Origin of the sequence: Luteibacter sp. SG786, from assembly GCF_011759605.1 — a bacterium.
In the GTDB taxonomy this organism is placed as follows: Bacteria; Pseudomonadota; Gammaproteobacteria; order Xanthomonadales; family Rhodanobacteraceae; genus Luteibacter.
The window spans coordinates 137,782-155,414 of the sequence record NZ_JAAOYX010000002.1; the positions used below are offsets into that span (position 1 = coordinate 137,782).

Here is a 17,633-nt window from a genome sequence, read left to right on the forward strand (position 1 = left end):
ATGCGTCCTTAGCTGAACGTCAATGCCCGGCGAGTCCCGCGGTTCTCGCTAACAGATTTCGGGCTGGGCAGATCCGCGAAGTGCAACACCTCATCGATTCGGGGCGCCTCAGCGGCCTCGCCAATGCTGACCACCTTTCCTGACCGATCCAGTCGATAGAGGCTGGCGTTACCCTTGATGTAATACTCGACTTCTCTGTCGTCGTGGTCCTGATGGGTCCGGAAGAGCGTCCAACGGCCATCGTTGACGCGCTCCTTCACGGAAGCATCGATGTCTGGCAAGTCCGTTGATTGAATGCGCTTGAGTTCCACGGGGTTCCCTCCGGCCACGTTGTGGGATTACAGGTTCCAACACGCCACGTTCCGAGCATGTCACTCACGATATGGGCGATAAGTCAAGGGTCGCACAACTGAATATCATACTCTGAGACCGAGGCCGCGCAAGGGCCGGCCCTAAGACCCTTATTCGGCAGTCAGCCGCTGCCCTTTAGCGCCCGGCACCGACCGCCTCCCATCTCCCACGCCGCTGATACGGGACGCCATCGCCCACCGCGCCGAGCGCGTCGTCCAGGTCGAGAGACAGCCACCCTGCCACCATCTCCACCGGCAGAGCTTATCGGAGGCGCTCCTCTTGCATGGGAGGTCCGTGTGGCCGAGCCGCCGCTCCACGCCCGAGTCACCCTGCCGAGTTCTGCGGTGCGATAGCTGGGAGATCACCGGGCAGCTGCTGTTAGCACGTACAGCGAGGTGCCGATCAAGGTGCCGCTAGGCTTTCTGGCTCGCAGCATTTAGGCTTCCAGCACGCCCGCATACGAAGGATCGTCGATGCCGCTCACCGCCTACTCTCACCGGTTTGCCGCCGAGCTGGACCTACCTCAATGGCTGAGCCGCATGACGGGCGTGCCGCTGGACCATCTGCGCCTAGATGGCTTTGAAGACAAGTGGCGCCATGCTGCAGCGCAAGACCTGGAATGCCCCTCGTGCGGGGCTCGAGGAGCAGTTTTGGTCGCTGCCGGCGTGGACCGACAGACGCGGCGAAAGGTGCGCCAAGCGACGTTTCGGTTTCGAAATCCAGATGGCGGCGATGCGCACGATCCCCTGTGCGACTTCACTGTCCACGACGACCCCTCGTCGGTCGACGGGCTCGTCAATTTTCAGTCTCCAAGAGACTGGCTTACTCGCCAGGTCCGCTTGCTGGTGTGCGGAGGCATTCACGGCGGCGTGTTTACGCAGGCGGACATGCGCGCAATGCGTCTGTGGTTCTTCGAGCAGCGCCAAGTTCACCGAGTCATGATCACCCTTGATCCTCGAGTCCCGCAACTGGTCAAAAGCCTTTGGCGTCGCGCGGCACCCTCGGTTCCCTATTCACCATCCCATGGCGACATACCTGACTTCGATTGGAAAGCTGTCGCGCGACGCATGGCATACCCACAAGCGGATGGAATCTTGGCCTTATTAGCAGAGCGCCGAATTTGGCCCACCGACGAAGTGGTTGCTGCAGCGACGCGCCTGGCGACGCGTCTTCGCGGCGAGACCGCCTTCGACGTCTCGGTCTTCGATGAAAAGGTGGTGCTCGCTAATTCACTCGTCGATTTTATTGTCGATAACTTTGGTGCATTCAGGACCAAACGGACCCGGTGCTTCGCGAAGAACCGTTTGGACAGGCAGCCGCCGCTCCTGGCGTTGGCGGCCTTGCTTTTGTTTACCTCCGACTGGAATCTGAGTCTCGCGGCAGATCGATTCGCTCGGCTGGCCGGCTTCACTGCTCCCCCCGAGGTGCTCGGCAATCTGATCGGCCTGAATCCGTTCACCGATCTTCGGCCCATCGGACTGATTCATGTGCTGCAAGAGTCGCCCGTGCAGATTGATCCAGCGCTTGATTTTGAACAGGCGGTGTCCGACTGCGAACGGGACCTGCGCCGAGCGCACCAAGCCTGGGTAGATGCCGGGCGGCCCAACAACACGCCACTTCGTTTACCTAATCCCTGAGAGCACATGGTGCATGCCCATCGAACGCGTGATTGTTCGCAACTTCAAAAGCCTCGCCTCGCTGGACCTTCCGCTGCACCCCCACCTTAACATTCTCGTGGGGGACAATGAGCGTGGAAAATCGACGGTGCTCGAAGCGATCCATGCAGCGCTTACCTGTCAGTGGCGTGGCCGTAATCTGATGTATGAGCTGAGCCCATCGATGTTCAACAACAACGTGGTGGCCGAGTACCTCAAAAGCGGCTGTATTGCGGGCGGAGAACCGCCAACGCTGCTGATCGAACTGTATTTTACAGACGACCCCGCCCTAGCGTTGTTTCGGGGCACCCACAACTCCCGAAATCAAGACGTCGCAGGCGTTAGTCTGACCATCGAACTAGACGATGCCTATCACCAGGCGCTGTGTGATTACACCGCCGCAGCGCCCCATGGCGCCGGGCTCCCGGTGGAATACTTTCGGACCTACTGGCGATCCTTCGCTGGCAATGGCGTCGTGCCTCGCACGCTGCCTGCCAAGTCGTCCATCATCGATACCCACGCATCTAAGTCGCTGTCGGGGGCGGATCGTTATGTTGCCGCGATCATCGAGGCCGCAATCACAGCCGAAGACCGCGTGGGCTTGGCTGCCGCTTATCGCAAGATGCGGGACGATTTCGCCGCGAATCCGCGGGTGCAGGTCCTCAACGAGCATCTCAAGGCCTCGCCCTCGGCCATCAGTGAGAAGAGCCTCACAGTCGGCATCGATACGGCCAGCCGGTCGGGATGGGAATCGGTCCTTTCGCCATATCTGGACCAGATTCCCTTCTCGCAGGCCAGCTTGGGCGAGCAGAGCGCTGCCAAGATGCGGCTTGCGCTGCGGGCCCAGTCCGCGTCCCAAGTGGTCCTCATCGAGGAGCCGGAGAACCACCTGTCGTTCGCCAACATGGCACGCTTGATCGAGAACATCGCCAAGGAGGCCGTTGATCGACAGGTCGTCATCACCACGCATAGCAGCTTTGTGCTCAATAAGCTGGGGCTCGATAAGCTGACCATGTTGGGCGCCAACGGCAAGCACATGCGCCTGGATAATCTGCCTCCGGATACCCTGAACTATTTCCTCAAGCTGCCTGGCCACGACACCCTGCGGTTATTGCTGGCACGACGAGCCATCCTCGTCGAGGGCCCGTCGGATGAGTTGATCGTGCAGCGCGCCTACATTGACCGCCACGGCCGCGCGCCACTGGCCAGCGGCGTCGACGTTATTTCCGTCAAGTCACTCGCCTTCAAGCGCTTCTTGGACATCGCTCGCCTGCTGTCCATCGATGTCATCGCCCTCACCGATAACGATGGCCGTCCAGAACAGCTCAAGGAACGGTATGCCGAGTATCTGGACTACATTGACTATGACGATGATCCCGCTGCTCCGTCGCTTGAGCAACAGATTCTCAAGGTCAACGAGCTGCCCGTGATCAACACGGTCCTTGGCAAAACATTTGCCGAAAAGACGGCGGCGCTGGCGTACATGAAGGCCCACAAGACTGAAACCGCGCTGGCCATCTTCGCCAGCACTCAAGCCATGACCTATCCGGGATACATCGCGCGTGCCGTCGAAGAATAGCGTCCTGATGTCGGCAGCGGGCTCAGGAAAGACCACGCATCTGGTGGAGCAAGCGCTCGCGCATCCCAGCGCACGCATCGCTATTTTGACCTACACAGTAAAGAACCTCGCCGAGTTACAAGCGAGCTTCGTGCGTAAGGCCGGGCATGTGCCCGCGAATGTGACGCTCTTGTCCTGGTACGAATTCCTGCTTCAAGAATGCATTCGGCCCTATCAGCGTGCGATCTACCCGGATCGACGGATCGAGGGGCTGCATTTCGTATCGGGCCAGACGGTCAATTACGCTAAGCGCAGTGATGTCGCCCGGTACTATGTGACGCCGGGGAGTCTCATCTATTCGGATCGCGCGTGCGCGTTCGTATTGGACTGCAACAAGGCGACCGACGGCGCGGTGCTGGACCGCCTGTGCGCTCGGTTCACCGACATCTATATCGACGAGGTCCAAGATCTCGCAGGCCATGACTGGGACTTCATTGCGCTTCTCATGGAGCAGTCCGGGATTGCCATAACCTTGGTCGGGGACACTCGGCAAGGCACTTATGCAACGCATCATTCCGCGAAGAACAAGCAGTTTAAAAACCACCGTGCGTCGGAGTTGTTCGCCAAATGGGCGGCGAAGGGCCTTTGCAACGTTCTTCACCGGAATGAAAGCTACCGTTGCCCGCCATCCATCTGCGCGTTGGCCGACTCGCTATATCCTGCCATGCCCGCAACACTGTCAAAAAATGACGCAATCACCGGCCACGATGGCCTGTTTATCGTGGCGCATCGAGATATCGACGCGTACGTTGTCGAGTTCTCGCCGACGCTGCTGCGCTACGATCGAAAAACGGATTCCGGGGGAAGACTGGCGCAGAATTTTGGTGCGGTCAAAGGGCTCACGTTTCCGCGCGTCTTAATCTTGTCGAACGGGGTAATCAAGGCATTCCTCAAGTCCGGAGATCCATCCACCGTGGCGTCGCCGGCTAAGTACTACGTCGCGTTCACCCGGGCCTGTCACAGCTTGGCGTTCGTGTACGACGGGCCTTGCGCGCTTGCGAACGTGGTGTCATATGTCCCACAAGCCGAGTGACGCGCTCCCCGCTTCATGCGGCCAACGACGCGCTAATGGACTCAAGGCTCACCCGGGCCGCCCCGACCGAACCAGGTGCGGTCGAATGGTTCGTGTTCTTTCGGATGAACCAGCGAGCCGGCAGCGTTGCGCGTCTGCAACACAAGCTTCTGTCGCCGGGGGGATTGACAGAGGGCGCTCCGCGGCGGCCCTCACGGCCATTCAGTATTCGCCGTCATCCATCTATTCATTCGCCCGCCTCGTCGCGCATGGCGCGGGCGATGACGAGATCCACGAGCGCCAAGGCCTCGACAGGCAGAATCTGATGCGGTGAATGCGGGCGCGCTACGATGATGCTCCGCACCTCTTCGGGACTGACGTGGGCGTAACTGTCCTGCGGACGCATCCCAAGCGCGTCGGTGACCTCTTCCTTCAAGCTCATTATTACCGCGCGACAATGGTTGCAGATCCGCTGGCGTCGCCAAGCGGGGGACCGGCTGGTCACGCACGTACGAAACAGCACCTGGCCTTTGGGCCCGATGTACACCTGGGCGTCTTTCGTCCGGCCACAAACGGCACAGCACCAATCGGATGCGACCTCGTTCCAACTGTCCGCCACATCGGGCCGCGACAGCAGGAGTGGTAGGTAATTGGCGGGTACAGGCGAGGCGCGTCTGAAAGTGCCCTTTCGCCACTTGGCGCGATCGGGTCGATGCAGCCCCGGTTGCGGCCCGAGTGCTTTGACTACTGCGTCTAGACCTACCCACTCCTGCAACCAGCTATAGATGGAGGGCGCTCGGGGGTCGCCCAGCACCGGGACGGCAATCGACCGACGAGGGTGCGGCTCATACCAGTGTTCATTTGTGGCCGCCGCACGAGATACGGCGCGGATGATCTTCATGCGCAGCTCGTAGGCCGGCTGAGCGGCGAGCCACACCGCACGCGCCTTAGTCAGGTCAAGCGTGTGCGGCACATGGGGCCTCGGTTGGATGAACTGCTTGAGCTGACCCACCGAAAACGAAAAGAAGGTGGGAAGCCCCAGGTCCTGTTTCGCGGACGGGTCGGCGTTGTTGCAATCTTCGCAGATGAGCACGGGCTCATACGCCGAAAACGCACTGCCGATCCGGTCGATCAGCGCTTGGCCCTCGGTTTGGGGGTGTGCCGTGCCTTCGGACGAGAACGCGGCCGAAAATTCGCGCGCAATGGCTTCGCCCATATGATCATGGTGGACGACCAACTTGGCCAAGATTTGTCCCTTAGACCCGAGGCGGCTTATCTCTACCTTGTCGCGTCCGCAGCAAGGACAGCGCCAATCTTGAGGGCTCAAGATCCACGTCGAGTGCATCTCGAACGGCCGTTCGCCGTGGATGGCAACGATGGCCCTTGCGACTGGGGAGGTCACTCCGTCCAGCGAGGTGAGTTCGCCCACCCTGAAGCTTGCCAGCAATTGTTCAAGAGCCTCGCGTCGCGTCTCCTCAGAGGCAGGCGTCGACGCCATTTTTTTCATGCGCCAGCGCGCGAACGCACTGGTGTGCCACAAGTCACTGAGCATCGCAGGATCCCGGTTCTCCCTCCGATCCATTGTGAGGTGCCGGGGCTAAGTAACCAAGCATACGAGAACACCGGTCTGCGGCCGGCAACACGGGTGCAGTCTGTCGGGCATCTCCGACAGGACGCGCTGCGGGCTTATCGCTGGATCGCGGGCTGGTCAGCCACCGCCCCGTCGTGCCGCGAGCACTTATCAAGCAGAAGAGGAAACCTGGAGCGGGTGAAGGGAATCGAACCCTCGTCAGTAGCTTGGGAAGCTACAGCTCTACCATTGAGCTACACCCGCGTCGGGGCTCGGATGGTAATACGACTTCGGCGGCTTGGGCAAAGGTGGCGGGTGGCTGAACATGGCGGCGGATTCTTACGCCACCCGGAGGGGGCGCGCGCATAATCGGCCCAGGGAATCCTTACGAGGGCCGGATCATGCATCGAGCGCTTTCGCTTTCCATCGCTGTGGGGCTCGCGCTGGCCGCGGGTGGGGTTCTTGCGCAGTCGCGGGTGGTGTCCACTGCCGACATGCCCAAGCCCGGTGTCAGCTATATCAAGGGGCCTTCCCCCTCGGCACCGGTCCGGAAGGAAACCGTCAGCACGGGCTCCCTACCCCAGCCGGCGCGCCTCTATGTCGGCGGCCAGGTATCGGCGGGTGGCGGTGCATATGAGGAACACGGCGACTACGGCGGCGGTAGCGTCGTCGTCGACAACGGCTATGGCTACGGCGGCTACCCGCCCGGCTACGGCTGGAACGACCGCGACGGCCGCGGCGGCAGAGACCACGACCACGGCCGGCCGGGCCACGATCACGACCACGACGGCCCGGGCCACGGCCACGGCGGTCACGACCATGACGACGACCGGGGCAACTCCCTGAGCCTCGGGGCCGGCAGTGGCGGCAACGCCTCGGCCAGCGGCGCGGGCGTGAAGCTGGCGCCGGAACGGCCGCCGGGCTGGAACGACCGGGATCGCGACCGCGGCTGGAACCGCGGCTACTACGGGAATCCATCGGTGCAGCCGGGCACCGGCTACACGAACAGCAGGGCGCCGCAGCCCGGAACGGGGATGGGCTCGGGGAACCAACCGGGCACGGGCATTCCGATGCGCGGCGGCGACGGGTGGCGGGGGCGCTGACGGGCTCGTTAGAATCGGCGGATGCTGATTACGCTCAACGGTGATGCGCGCGACTGCGCGCCGGGTACGTCCGTGTCCGCCCTGCTCGACGACGCCGGCTATGCCGGCAAGCGGGTGGCTGTGGAAGTGAACCTCGAGATCGTGCCGCGCAGCGCGCACGCGACGCACCTGCTCGCCGAAGGCGACCGGGTGGAGATCGTCCACGCCATTGGCGGCGGCTGACGCCGTCCCCACGGATACCCCCATGAATCATTTCGCTCCCGCCGCCGACGACCTCCTCACCATCGCCGGCCGCACCTTCCATTCGCGCCTTCTCACCGGCACCGGGAAGTACAAGGATTTCGACGAGACGCGCCGCGCCACCGACGCCGCCGAGGCGCAGATCGTCACGCTGGCCATTCGCCGGGTGAACATCGGCCAGGACGCCAGCCAGCCGAACCTGCTGGACGCGCTGCCGCCGGATCGCTTCACCCTGCTGCCGAACACGGCCGGCTGCTACACGGCCGACGATGCCGTGCGCACCTGCCGCCTCGCGCGCGAACTGCTCGACGGCCACAACCTGGTGAAGCTGGAAGTGCTGGGCGACGAGCGCACGCTCTACCCGGACGTGGTGCAGACCCTGGCCGCGGCGGAGAAGCTGGTGGCCGACGGCTTCGACGTGATGGTGTACACCTCCGACGACCCTATCCTGGCGCGCCGCCTCGAAGAGATCGGGTGTGCGGCCATCATGCCGCTCGCCGCGCCGATCGGCTCGGGCCTCGGCATCCAGAACCGCTACAACCTGCTGGAAATCGTGGAGAACGCGAAGGTGCCGGTGATCGTGGATGCCGGCGTGGGCACGGCTTCCGACGCCTCCATCGCCATGGAGATGGGCTGCGACGGCGTGCTGATGAACACCGCCATCGCCGGCGCGAAGAACCCGGTGCTGATGGCGCATGCGATGAAGCTGGCCGTCGAGGCGGGCCGGGCCGCGTTCAGGGCCGGACGCATTCCGCGCAAGCGCTTCGCCTCGGCGTCGAGCCCCGTCGACGGACTGGTGGGCTGACCATGGCGCACGACGACGACACCCAGGGCGAGGCGCCGTTCCACCGCCGCATCCGTAGTTTCGTGCTGCGCGAGGGCCGCATGACCCCGGCCCAGCAGCGTGCCTTCGACGACCATTGGGCGCGCTTCGGCCTGGATTACGCCGGCAAGGAGCGCGACCTCGACGCCACGTTCGGGCGCGCCGCGCCGCGCGTGCTGGAGATCGGCTTCGGCAATGGCGAGGCACTGGCCTGGGCGAGCGAGCACGACCTCGCCCGCGACTACATCGGCGTGGAAGTGCACGGCCCGGGCGTGGGCCGCCTCATGAACGCCCTGGCCGCGCGCGACGCGGGCAATGTGCGGCTGTACAAGCACGACGCCGTGGAAGTGCTGGAGCACGAGATCCCGCCGGGCAGCTTGTCGGAAGTGCGCATCTGGTTCCCGGACCCGTGGCACAAGAAACGGCACAACAAGCGCCGTCTGGTGCAGCCCGCGTTCGTGGAACTGCTCGCCTCGCGCATGGCGCCCGGCGGCCTGCTCCACCTCGCCACCGACTGGGAGGCCTACGCCGAACACATGCGCGAAACCATGGAAGCGGCGCCGGGCTGGCGCAATCGCGTGGGCCCCGGGCAGGCGGCGGAACGTCCCGCGTGGCGCATCGAAACCCACTTCGAGCGCCGCGGCACGCGGCTTGGGCATGGGGTGTGGGATTTTCTGTACGAGCGTCTCGGTGACTGATCCCCGGCCTACGGAACCGCACTGTGGGAGCCGCTTCAGCGGCGACAGGGTGCTCGCGGCACGCTTGCCCGCTGCCGCGGGATCGCCGGCATAGCCGGCTCCCACAGCACCTCGAGCGTCGCAAGCTTCAGCCCTTGTCCACGCCCAGCGCGTATACTCCTGCGGCAACACCACAGCCTGGCAAGACCATGCCACCGCACGTTCCAACCGACCGGACCCGGATAGCCGGCTAGTGGCACTCACACTCACTCCCGAAATGATCCTCGTGCTGGGCCTGGTGGGCTTCACCATGCTCATGCTCGTTCTGGAGTGGATCCGGGCCGACATGGTGGCCCTGCTCGTGGTGGTCACCATCGGGCTGACCGGCCTGATCCCCGGCGACCAGGTGTTCAACGGCTTCGCCGGTAACGCCGTCATCGCGATCATCGCCATCATGATCATGGGCGCGGGACTCGATCGCGCCGGCGTGCTGAACCTCACCGCCGCCTTCGTCATGCGCATGGCGCGCGGCGTGGAATCCCGCCTCGGCGTGGTGGTGAACAGCGTCACCAGCCTGTTCAGCGCGGTGATTCCCAGCCAGGCGCTGGCCGCGCTGATGATCCCCGTCACCAGCCGCCTGTCCGCACGCACCGGCGTGCCGATGTCGCGGCTGCTGCTGCCCATGGCCTTCTGCATCCTCACGGCCACGAACACCACGCTGATCGCGAACTCGCCCCTGATCGTCCTCAACGACCTGATCGCCAGCGCGAACAGCAACCTGCCACCCGGCGCCCACACTATCCCGAAATTCGGCCTTTTCAGCGTCACGCCGGTCGGCCTGGTACTGGCGGGGGCCGGCATCCTGTTCTTCTACCTCTTCACGCGCAAGCTCCTTCCGGAGCGCGAAGACGATCGCCTGAAGGTCACCCCCGGCCGCACGGAAAGCTACTTCGCCGACACCTACGGCATCGCCGGCGAAACGGCCGAACTCACGGTCACGGCCGAAAGCCCGCTGGTGGGCATGAGCATCGGCGAAGTGGAACAACTGCATGGCGCGCCACTGATCCTGGCCATCAAGAACGGCAACGAAAGCCGCGTGGCCCCGCCGTCGGACCAGATGATCTGGGTGGGTACCGTGCTCGGCGTGCTGGCCCCGCGCGATGCGATCATGGCGTTCGCGAACAACCAGCTGTGCCGCGTGTCGATGCGCATGCGCCAGCTCGGCGAACAGTTCAACACCACGCGCGCGGGTATTTCGGAGGCGGTGATTCCGCCGAGCTCCCGCTTCATCAAGCAGAGCGTGGGCGACCTGCGGCTGCGCAAGCGGTTCGGCATCTCCGTGCTGGCGGTGAACCGCGGCGACGAGGTGTTCCGCGAGGATGTGCGCGCCGTGACGCTGCGCGCCGGCGACACCCTGGTGCTGCACAGCAAGTGGCGCGACCTCATGCTGGCGGAGGAAGACCGCGACATCGTCGTGGTCACCGACATTCCGAAGGAAGAACAGCGTCCCGGCAAGATCTGGCAGGCCGTGGGCTTCTTCGTGCTGGCGAAGTGCCTGGCCCTGTTCACCCACCTCGACCTGTCGGTGGCGATGATGACGGGCGCCGTGGGCATGCTGCTCACCGGCGTGCTGAACATGGACGAGGCCTACAAGGCCATCAACTGGAAGACCATCTTCGTCACCGCCTGCCTCATTCCGCTGGGCTGGTCGATGGATGCCACGGGCACCGCGTCATGGATCGCGCAGGAAGTGCTGCAGATCCTCGGCCACGCGCCGCAGTGGACGCTGCAACTGTCCATCGCCGTGCTCACGCTGCTGTTCTCGCAGGTGATGTCGAACGTGGGCGCCACGGTGATGATGGTGCCCATCGCCATCAGCGTAGCCGTCACCACGGGCGGCAACCCCTCGGCCTACGCGCTGATCGTGGCGGTGTCCTCGTCGAACACCTTCCTGCTGTCGTCGGGCCACCCGGCGCTGATGATGGTGGCCGGCCCCGGCGGCTATCGGTCGAAGGACTTCCTGCGCGTTGGTTTGCCGCTGACCATCCTGGTGCTGACGCTGACGCTGGTTACGATCAACCTGATGTATCGATAAACGGCCGGCGTAAGACGCTGGGCCCCTGCCTTCGCAGGGGCGACGGTTTCAGGCACCGCCCAGATTGCCGTCGCTCCTGCGAAGGCAGGAGCCCAGCGCTTTACGCTGCAGCGAGCCGAACCTCTCCATCGACCACCGCGACGGACACCGCGCGCAACCGGTCGCCCCGGCAGGGCCCGGCGGTGCAGTCGCCCGTGTCGGCCGTGAAGGTGGCGCCGTGGGCGGCGCAGATGATCCGCCCGTCGCGGACCAGGAACTTGCCCGGCACGTAGTCCAGGCGGCGCCCGGCATGGGGGCAGACATTGAAATAGGCCCTGGCCTCGGTTCCATGCCGATACACCATCAGGGATTCCGTCTCTCCGTTCACGACGGCTTCGACCTCGATGGCGCTGCCGTCGGTAATGTCCGCCAACTGGCAGAGAGGGGTCGCCTGGGAGGTAGTCGTCATGGCACTTGTCTATGGGGGCGGTATGCCCCAAGGTACAGGGGCTCATATGCATGTCATTGTGCCACATACGGATTTTTAACCAATGCGTCTCGTCTTCCCGCCCATCCGCCGTTCGCGCAATCCCCTCGTCCGCGCCCTGTCGCTGGTGCTCGGCCTTGCCGTGGTAGGCGTACTGCTCGTTTTTGGCGTGGTCGTGCTCGGCGTGCTGTTCGCAGGTGGCCTGGTTTTCCTTGCCGTGCGTCAGTGGAAGCTTTCCCGTGCCCGCATGGCGGGTGGCGGTGCCCGCCCGACGCCGAAAGAGCCGGACGTACTGGAAGGCGAGTTCGTGGTCATCCGCCAGGGCCGGCCCGTCCATCACTAACGGCGCAAGAAGCGGATGGTGACGGGGTTGGCCTCGTCCTACGCTGGCTTCCATGAAGGAGGCCACCATGAATGCCCAGATCCGCCCCATGTCCGTTGCCGACGACGCCCTTGAACGCGTGCGTGCCGCCCTCGAACGCGGCGACGGCGCCACCGATCTCAACAGCCTCGCGGCCATCGCGGGGCTGAGCCCCACGCACCTGCAACGCGCCTTCCGTCGCCGCTACGGCGTCAGCCCGGCCGAGTACGCCCGCGCCCGCCGTTTCGGCCAGTTGCGTGAGGCGCTGCGCGAGGGCGCCGCCGTGACCGATGCCGTCTACGAAGCCGGTTTCGGCTCGGGCAGCCGCGTGTACGAGGAAAGCGATCGCCGCCTCGGCATGACACCGGCCAGCTACCGCGCCGGTGGCGCCGGTGCCTCCATCCGCTACACGACCACCGGCACCCCGCTAGGCCGGTTGCTGGTCGCCACCACCGCGAAAGGCATCTGCGCAGTGACGCTGGGCGACACCGATACCGAACTGGAAGCCCGGCTGGCGACGGAATTTCCGCTGGCCCAGCGCGAGCGCGTGGACGAAGGGCGCGAGGAATGGCTGGACGCGGTGATCGGCCGCGTGGCCAGCGAACTGGGCTGGAGCGATCGCGACGCGCCGGCCATGCCGCCGCTGGATGTGGCCGCCACGGCCTTCCAATGGCGCGTGTGGGACGCCCTCACCCGCATCCCCCGCGGCGAAACCTTAAGTTACGGCGAACTGGCCGCGAAGCTTGGCGTGCCCAAGGCCGCCAGGGCCATCGGGCGGGCCTGCGGCAGCAACAAGCTGGCCCTGCTGGTGCCCTGCCACCGGATCATTCGCGAGGACGGCAGCCTGGGCGGCTGGCGCTGGGGTCTGGAGATCAAGCAGCAACTGCTCGCCACCGAACGGGCCATGAAACCGGCTCAAGGCTGACCCCGAAAGGTTTCGCTACCGCCTCCGGCCCGGCAGCGATATCTTGCACGATTCGCAGCACACCACGCGCTGCGAACGACCCCGGATACGCCCCATGTCAGACACCGCCTGTACGAACCAAGCACCCGCCTCCGTCGCGGCCGACCCGCGCTGGCTGGTGCCGCTGTCGCTGTTTGCCCTGTATGTAATCTGGGGCTCCACCTACCTGGCCATCCGCTATGCGCTGGTGAGCTATCCGCCCTTCATGCTGGCGGCTATCCGCTTCGCCGTCGCCGGCGTGCTCCTGTTCGCCGTGCTCCGAGTGCGCGGCGAAACCCTGCCTACGGCGCGCCAGTGGAAGAACGCCGCCATTGTCGGCACCTTGCTGCTCGCGGGCGGCAATGGCCTGGTCTGCTTTGCGGAACAGTCGGTCAGCTCGGGCATCGCCGCCGTGGCGGTGGCCAGCATGCCGTTGTTCGCTGCCGTCTTCGGCGGCATCTACGGCGAGTGGCCCTCGCGCGGTGAAACGGCAGGGCTCCTGCTCGGCTTCGTAGGCGTGGTGGTGCTGAACCTCGGTGCCGGCCTGTCCGGCTCGCCGCTGGGGGCCATCGCACTGATCGTCGCCGCGATGTCGTGGGCTTTCGGCTCGGTGTGGTCGAAGCGGCAGGACATGCCGAAAGGGCCGATGAATACCGCCGCACAGATGCTCTGCGCCAGCGTCTCGCTGGCCGTCATCGCGCTGCTGCACGGTGAGCGCGTGCCGGCTCATCCGGAAGCCGGTGCCACGATGGCGCTCGCCTACCTGGTCGTCTTCGGCTCGATCGTCGCCTTCAGCGCCTACCTCTATGTGCTCAAGACGGTGCGCCCCGCGCTTGCCACCAGCTATGCCTACGTGAACCCACCCGTTGCCGTGCTGTTCGGCGTGGCCCTGGCGGGGGAGCACGTGGGCGGGTTCGACCTCGCCGGTATGGCCATCATCCTGGTGGGCGTCGGCATCATCACGATGATGCGGGTACGCAAAGCCTGACGCGAGTGTGACGTGGGTCCCATAGCGGACCCACCGACGCACGTTTTCAGAATTATTCGATGTCCGTTGTTCTCACGACTCCCTAGGCTGGCCTGCCTCGTTACGGGAGTGAGGCTTTGGCTGGAACCGGATCGATACCTTTCGGCAGCTTGCAGAGTCGCCGCTGGTGGATGGCGCGCATGACCACGGTGTTCGGCGTGGCCATTGCCGCACTCGCATCCTGCCAACGGTTCCACCCGCAAGCACCCGATCCGCGCGGCCTTGCCCAGGAACTCGCCGACGTGGACGCCTGCATCCACGGCGGAGGATCGTGGTCCCTCGATGCGCGCCAGTGCGTGAGTGGCGCCGACACACGTGCCGGCGCGGCACCCGTTACAACAGCATGCCGCCCGACACTTCGATGCGCTGGCCGTTAACCCAGCGGTTGTCGTCCGAAAGGAGCGACGCGATCATCGGCCCGATATCGTCCGGAACACCGGCACGGCCGAGCGCGGTGAACTCAGCCACCCTGCGATTCACTTCGGGGTTGTCCCGCACCATGCCGCCACTGAAGTCCGTCGCTACCGCGCCGGGCGCAACGCAGTTCGCCGTGATGCCTCGCGACCCCAGTTCCTTGGCGAAATAGCGCGTGAGGACTTCCACGGCACCCTTCATCGCGGCATAAGGCGCACTGCCCGGCATGGCCACGCGAGTGAGCCCGCTGGACACCGTCACGATACGACCGCCGTCGCGCAGCAAGGGAAGCAACGCCTGGGTCAGGAAGAACACGCCCTTGAAGTGCACCTGGTACAGGGCGTCGACTTGAGCCTCCGTGGTCTCGGCGATGGGCGTGTGATGCGAGGTGCCCGCGTTGTGCACGAGGTAGTCGAAGCTTTCGGCTCCCAGCTGATGCAAGGTTTCCCGCAAGCGCTGCGTGAACGCCGGGAATGCGGCTGTATCGCCGGTGTCGAGCTGGAGGGCCACGGCTTGGGCGCCTTCCGCCGCGGCCATCTCGACGACGGCCTTGGCTTCCGCCTCGTTGGAGTGATAGGTGAAAACGCTGGACACCCCGCGGCGGGCAAGATGCTGCACCGTATTGCGGCCCAGCCCCCGGCTGCCGCCGGTGATCACCGCGATGCGGCCTTTGGATTCGGAACCTTGCATGACGCACTCCCGTTGAATGATGACGGGAAGATTAGGCGCCTGCGTGGCGGGGACGAATGCCGGAATTGGGCGGTTTCTTGCCTGATCGTGGCAGGCGCCGCGGCTTCATTCATCTCGCCGAGTATTGGTACCAGTTCTCTACATAGATGACCGAGCCACCAGCGTCGATGAAGGCAACATACTGCTCGGAGGATGTCGGGGCGTCCTTTCCATAGATCAACAAGCACCTTTCGATACGCCGACGAACGTCTTCCGGGGCCCTCAGCGGTGCAGGACAGGTCAGCGGACCACCGACGGTATAGTTCTTCGCCCGCTCCTCGGACCTGAGTCCCGCTCCAGCCACCGCGGTGTCAAAGGTATTTCGAGTCGCGGGCAGCGATGGAAAACCGCTGTACTTCTCACGGAGAGACGGCTCACTGCCGTTTGGCGAATAACCTTCGTATCGCTTTTCACAGCCATACAGCGGCACCAAGGGAGTGACAAGTAAGGCTGCCAGCATTCGTACCGACCGAAGGCTCATGACGGGCACTTTATCCTCCACCACGCGTGCGGCGATTAACGTTCGCAGGAAGCATCTGGCCCAGACTTGGTGAGCCTATATTCACCTTCCGAAAAATCCATCCCTTGCTTCGTTTTCCGGAGAAGCTCACGGAAGTCATAGTTCCTGGTCTTCCCGGCATAGATACCCACGATGCCATCGCCAAAGCGGTAGTGAAACATGAAGTTCGGTGAGGCATCGAATACCAACCAGAGATCGTTGTGCAGAACCATGACCGTCTTTGGTTGAAAACGAAGACGACTGTAATCGTCTGGCTCCGTCCTGCTGCATTTGCGAAAGTATGCAAAGGCAAAGCCACGACCGTCCGAGAAACAGGCCTGGTAGTGGTCGCTGCAATCCTGGAGCGAACCAGTGAAAATGCCTGGTCCCCTTCGAACACCGCGGGCAAGATCCAGCTCGATGATGTCGCCATCTGCCGTGGCAAACACCGAGGGAGGCCGGATTTCAGTGACTTTTTCCTCCGCGCATGCGACAGCGACCGGGGGCATAATGAATGCGAGTATCCACATGATTCGAATCATTGGCATGACACGACGTCTTGACCTAAGAAGGATCGACCCTCATACACGCGATCTGAAACGAACACGGTTTCACTTGCTCCCGCGCAGCGACTGATATTTGTCGGTCAGGTCGGCGATGGTGGGCTGATTCAATGTGCACGCCTCGTCTTTGCATGCCACCAGATTCACTCGCCCTTCGTTGAAGGGCCAGTCGGGAGAGCCTTCCACCCATACCGGCACACGAAGGGTCAGGTCACAGGTTCCGTCTTTGCGCAGACGCACGAGGATTTCGTCCCATGAAGCCCCTTCCCACATCACACCATGTGAAAAGCGAATCGGCTCCACCGTATCTGCAAGCGCCTTACGACAACCTCGCGGCTCAAAGATGACCAGATCCGAATCGGGATACCTCCTGTGGTGTATACGCCAGGTATGGTCTGGATCAGTTTGTGCCCATGCCGGGATGTCCGTAATGATTGAGTCGGCTTGAGTAATGCACCAGGCCCTCTGCCGAATCTCGCACACTCGTTCCGGCATCGCGGCCGGATCCGTTCTCGCAGCGCTAGACCCTGCAGGTGATGCATCGGCTGTGTCGGCCAACGACAGGGCCGTAGCCATGATCAAACGAGAAAGAACATATTCCATCTCAGCAGACTCCTGTTGCAGCGTGGGTGCCTCACTTGACGCGGTAGATGCCAAACGGACCGTTGGCCGATTGGAAGTAGGCCCCTTTCGTTCGCTTCAGAAAGAACAAATAGGTCTGGCCCACCTCGCAGCAAAGGGGGTTCTCTTCGGCGATGGGACCATCGAAGAGCACCGCCATATCAACGGGAGCCGTCCCCTTGAGGGTGGAGGCTACATTTAGTCTGGCGCACCGATGCATGCCCAGGCACTCCCCGCCGCCCACGGCGACGATACTCGCCATGAGCACCAGGTCAGAGCTTTCCACTTTCTCGGACAGCGTCATCTCGCGTTGTTGGTTGGACAGAACGGCGCCCGGCCATAGGGCGGCCAGCGCCAGCAAGAGGGCTGACGCTCCCCGACTTCGACGAACTTTGCCCATGTGAACAGACCTCATACGAGGAGCCAATCTGCCGTCAGTGCAAGTAGCCCATCACGACGGCGATCGGCCAGACCAATCTCTTTAATACCCGCCCTCTGCATGAGGATGGCAATCCGCCCCATGGCGAATAGGTAGACGACTACCACCAGGAAGCACATGGCACCGGAAACGATCATCAGAATCTCCATCCGATTCCATCCCAGGTTTTCCAGTCAAGGGAAAAAGCATGCGGCACGGGCTCCATCAGTCATGACCTATCAGGGCGGGCCACCAGCCAGAACACCACCCCCGATAAACAACCCAACATACCAACCATAACGGATACGAAGGCGAAGCTCGTCCATGGTCCGGGCTCGTCGGTGGCAAGTGCGTTCATTATGGTACTTGCAAAGATAAGCACGGAGGCCACCAATCCACCGCACGCACCGATAAGCACGTAGCCCCATACGGTTGCCCATCCGAGCCT

Annotated in this window: 20 protein-coding genes and 1 tRNA gene; 11 read left to right on the top strand and 10 right to left on the bottom strand. The window is 63.6% G+C overall.

All coding sequences use genetic code 11. From position 1 onward, the window contains the following. Window positions 1–8 precede the first annotated feature (8 nt). A complete protein-coding gene (locus tag FHS47_RS12440; RefSeq protein ID WP_167028239.1) occupies window positions 9–311 on the bottom strand; it encodes a hypothetical protein in 303 nt (100 codons plus the stop codon). A 513-nt stretch (window positions 312–824) separates the two neighbouring features. On the opposite strand from FHS47_RS12440, the gene FHS47_RS12445 reads away from it, so the two are divergent. Genes FHS47_RS12445 through FHS47_RS12455 form a run of 3 tightly spaced genes read left to right on the top strand, consistent with a single transcriptional unit; the run spans window position 825 to window position 4,657 of the window. Then, the gene (locus FHS47_RS12445; protein ID WP_167028242.1) at window positions 825–1,988 is read left to right on the top strand and encodes a hypothetical protein; all 1,164 of its coding nucleotides are present in this window, start codon (window positions 825–827) and stop codon (window positions 1,986–1,988) included. Window positions 1,989–2,001: 13 nt separating this feature from the next. Continuing rightward, entirely contained in the window at window positions 2,002–3,585 is a 1,584-nt protein-coding gene (locus FHS47_RS12450) for an AAA family ATPase (protein ID WP_167028245.1), read from the top strand. Continuing rightward, window positions 3,569–4,657 carry a UvrD-helicase domain-containing protein gene (locus FHS47_RS12455; protein WP_208381983.1) on the top strand — a complete coding sequence of 363 codons (1,089 nt, stop codon included), beginning with the start codon at window positions 3,569–3,571 and terminating at the stop codon, window positions 4,655–4,657. Before FHS47_RS12450 ends, FHS47_RS12455 begins: the two co-directional genes overlap by 17 nt. 226 nt (window positions 4,658–4,883) lie before the next feature. Here FHS47_RS12455 and FHS47_RS12460 read toward each other — a convergent pair whose 3' ends face one another. After that, a complete protein-coding gene (locus FHS47_RS12460) occupies window positions 4,884–6,188 on the bottom strand; it encodes a hypothetical protein (RefSeq protein ID WP_167028248.1) in 1,305 nt (434 codons plus the stop codon). A 208-nt stretch (window positions 6,189–6,396) separates the two neighbouring features. Further along, window positions 6,397–6,470: transfer RNA gene (locus tag FHS47_RS12465), tRNA-Gly, on the bottom strand. A 137-nt stretch (window positions 6,471–6,607) separates the two neighbouring features. Here FHS47_RS12465 and FHS47_RS12470 point away from each other — a divergent pair. The 5 genes from FHS47_RS12470 to FHS47_RS12490 all read left to right on the top strand — a co-directional run bounded on the left by FHS47_RS12470 (window position 6,608) and on the right by FHS47_RS12490 (window position 11,144). Further along, entirely contained in the window at window positions 6,608–7,309 is a 702-nt protein-coding gene (locus tag FHS47_RS12470) for a hypothetical protein (protein WP_167028251.1), read from the top strand. 21 nt (window positions 7,310–7,330) lie between these two features. Then, a complete protein-coding gene (gene thiS / locus FHS47_RS12475) occupies window positions 7,331–7,531 on the top strand; it encodes a sulfur carrier protein ThiS (protein ID WP_167028255.1) in 201 nt (66 codons plus the stop codon). Window positions 7,532–7,553: 22 nt separating this feature from the next. Further along, the gene (locus FHS47_RS12480) at window positions 7,554–8,354 is read left to right on the top strand and encodes a thiazole synthase (RefSeq protein ID WP_167028258.1); all 801 of its coding nucleotides are present in this window, start codon (window positions 7,554–7,556) and stop codon (window positions 8,352–8,354) included. A gap of 2 nt (window positions 8,355–8,356) precedes the next feature. Continuing rightward, window positions 8,357–9,070 carry a tRNA (guanosine(46)-N7)-methyltransferase TrmB gene (gene trmB / locus FHS47_RS12485; RefSeq protein WP_167028260.1) on the top strand — a complete coding sequence of 238 codons (714 nt, stop codon included), beginning with the start codon at window positions 8,357–8,359 and terminating at the stop codon, window positions 9,068–9,070. A 256-nt stretch (window positions 9,071–9,326) separates the two neighbouring features. Then, window positions 9,327–11,144, top strand: a complete 1,818-nt coding sequence (locus FHS47_RS12490) for an SLC13 family permease (RefSeq protein WP_167030099.1) — start codon at window positions 9,327–9,329, stop codon at window positions 11,142–11,144. A 100-nt stretch (window positions 11,145–11,244) separates the two neighbouring features. Here the strand turns inward: FHS47_RS12490 and FHS47_RS12495 are convergent, their stop codons facing one another. Continuing rightward, window positions 11,245–11,592 (bottom strand): Rieske 2Fe-2S domain-containing protein, encoded by a 348-nt coding sequence (locus FHS47_RS12495; protein WP_167028263.1) that lies wholly within the window; start codon window positions 11,590–11,592, stop codon window positions 11,245–11,247. A gap of 82 nt (window positions 11,593–11,674) precedes the next feature. On the opposite strand from FHS47_RS12495, the gene FHS47_RS12500 reads away from it, so the two are divergent. The 3 genes from FHS47_RS12500 (at window position 11,675) to yedA (ending at window position 13,902) form a co-directional block, all read left to right on the top strand. Next, on the top strand, window positions 11,675–11,953 hold the full coding sequence (locus FHS47_RS12500; protein ID WP_167028266.1) for a hypothetical protein: 279 nt from the start codon (window positions 11,675–11,677) through the stop codon (window positions 11,951–11,953). A gap of 67 nt (window positions 11,954–12,020) precedes the next feature. Then, on the top strand, window positions 12,021–12,896 hold the full coding sequence (locus FHS47_RS12505) for a methylated-DNA--[protein]-cysteine S-methyltransferase (RefSeq protein WP_208381985.1): 876 nt from the start codon (window positions 12,021–12,023) through the stop codon (window positions 12,894–12,896). 94 nt (window positions 12,897–12,990) lie between these two features. Then, window positions 12,991–13,902: a drug/metabolite exporter YedA gene (gene yedA / locus FHS47_RS12510; RefSeq protein ID WP_167028269.1), complete on the top strand. Its 912-nt coding sequence runs from the start codon at window positions 12,991–12,993 to the stop codon at window positions 13,900–13,902. 372 nt (window positions 13,903–14,274) lie between these two features. Here yedA and FHS47_RS12515 read toward each other — a convergent pair whose 3' ends face one another. The 6 genes from FHS47_RS12515 to FHS47_RS12540 form a co-directional block, all read right to left on the bottom strand. Further along, entirely contained in the window at window positions 14,275–15,045 is a 771-nt protein-coding gene (locus tag FHS47_RS12515) for an SDR family oxidoreductase (protein WP_167028272.1), read from the bottom strand. Between the two features lie 109 nt (window positions 15,046–15,154). Further along, window positions 15,155–15,565 (bottom strand): hypothetical protein, encoded by a 411-nt coding sequence (locus FHS47_RS12520; protein WP_167028275.1) that lies wholly within the window; start codon window positions 15,563–15,565, stop codon window positions 15,155–15,157. Between the two features lie 35 nt (window positions 15,566–15,600). Then, on the bottom strand, window positions 15,601–16,113 hold the full coding sequence (locus FHS47_RS12525) for a hypothetical protein (RefSeq protein WP_167028278.1): 513 nt from the start codon (window positions 16,111–16,113) through the stop codon (window positions 15,601–15,603). Between the two features lie 81 nt (window positions 16,114–16,194). Then, window positions 16,195–16,749, bottom strand: a complete 555-nt coding sequence (locus tag FHS47_RS12530; protein ID WP_167028280.1) for a hypothetical protein — start codon at window positions 16,747–16,749, stop codon at window positions 16,195–16,197. Window positions 16,750–16,780: 31 nt separating this feature from the next. Further along, complete coding sequence (locus FHS47_RS12535; RefSeq protein WP_167028283.1) at window positions 16,781–17,128, bottom strand: hypothetical protein; 348 nt, start codon at window positions 17,126–17,128, stop codon at window positions 16,781–16,783. A 50-nt stretch (window positions 17,129–17,178) separates the two neighbouring features. After that, window positions 17,179–17,343, bottom strand: a complete 165-nt coding sequence (locus FHS47_RS12540) for a hypothetical protein (RefSeq protein ID WP_167028286.1) — start codon at window positions 17,341–17,343, stop codon at window positions 17,179–17,181. Window positions 17,344–17,633: the final 290 nt, after the last annotated feature.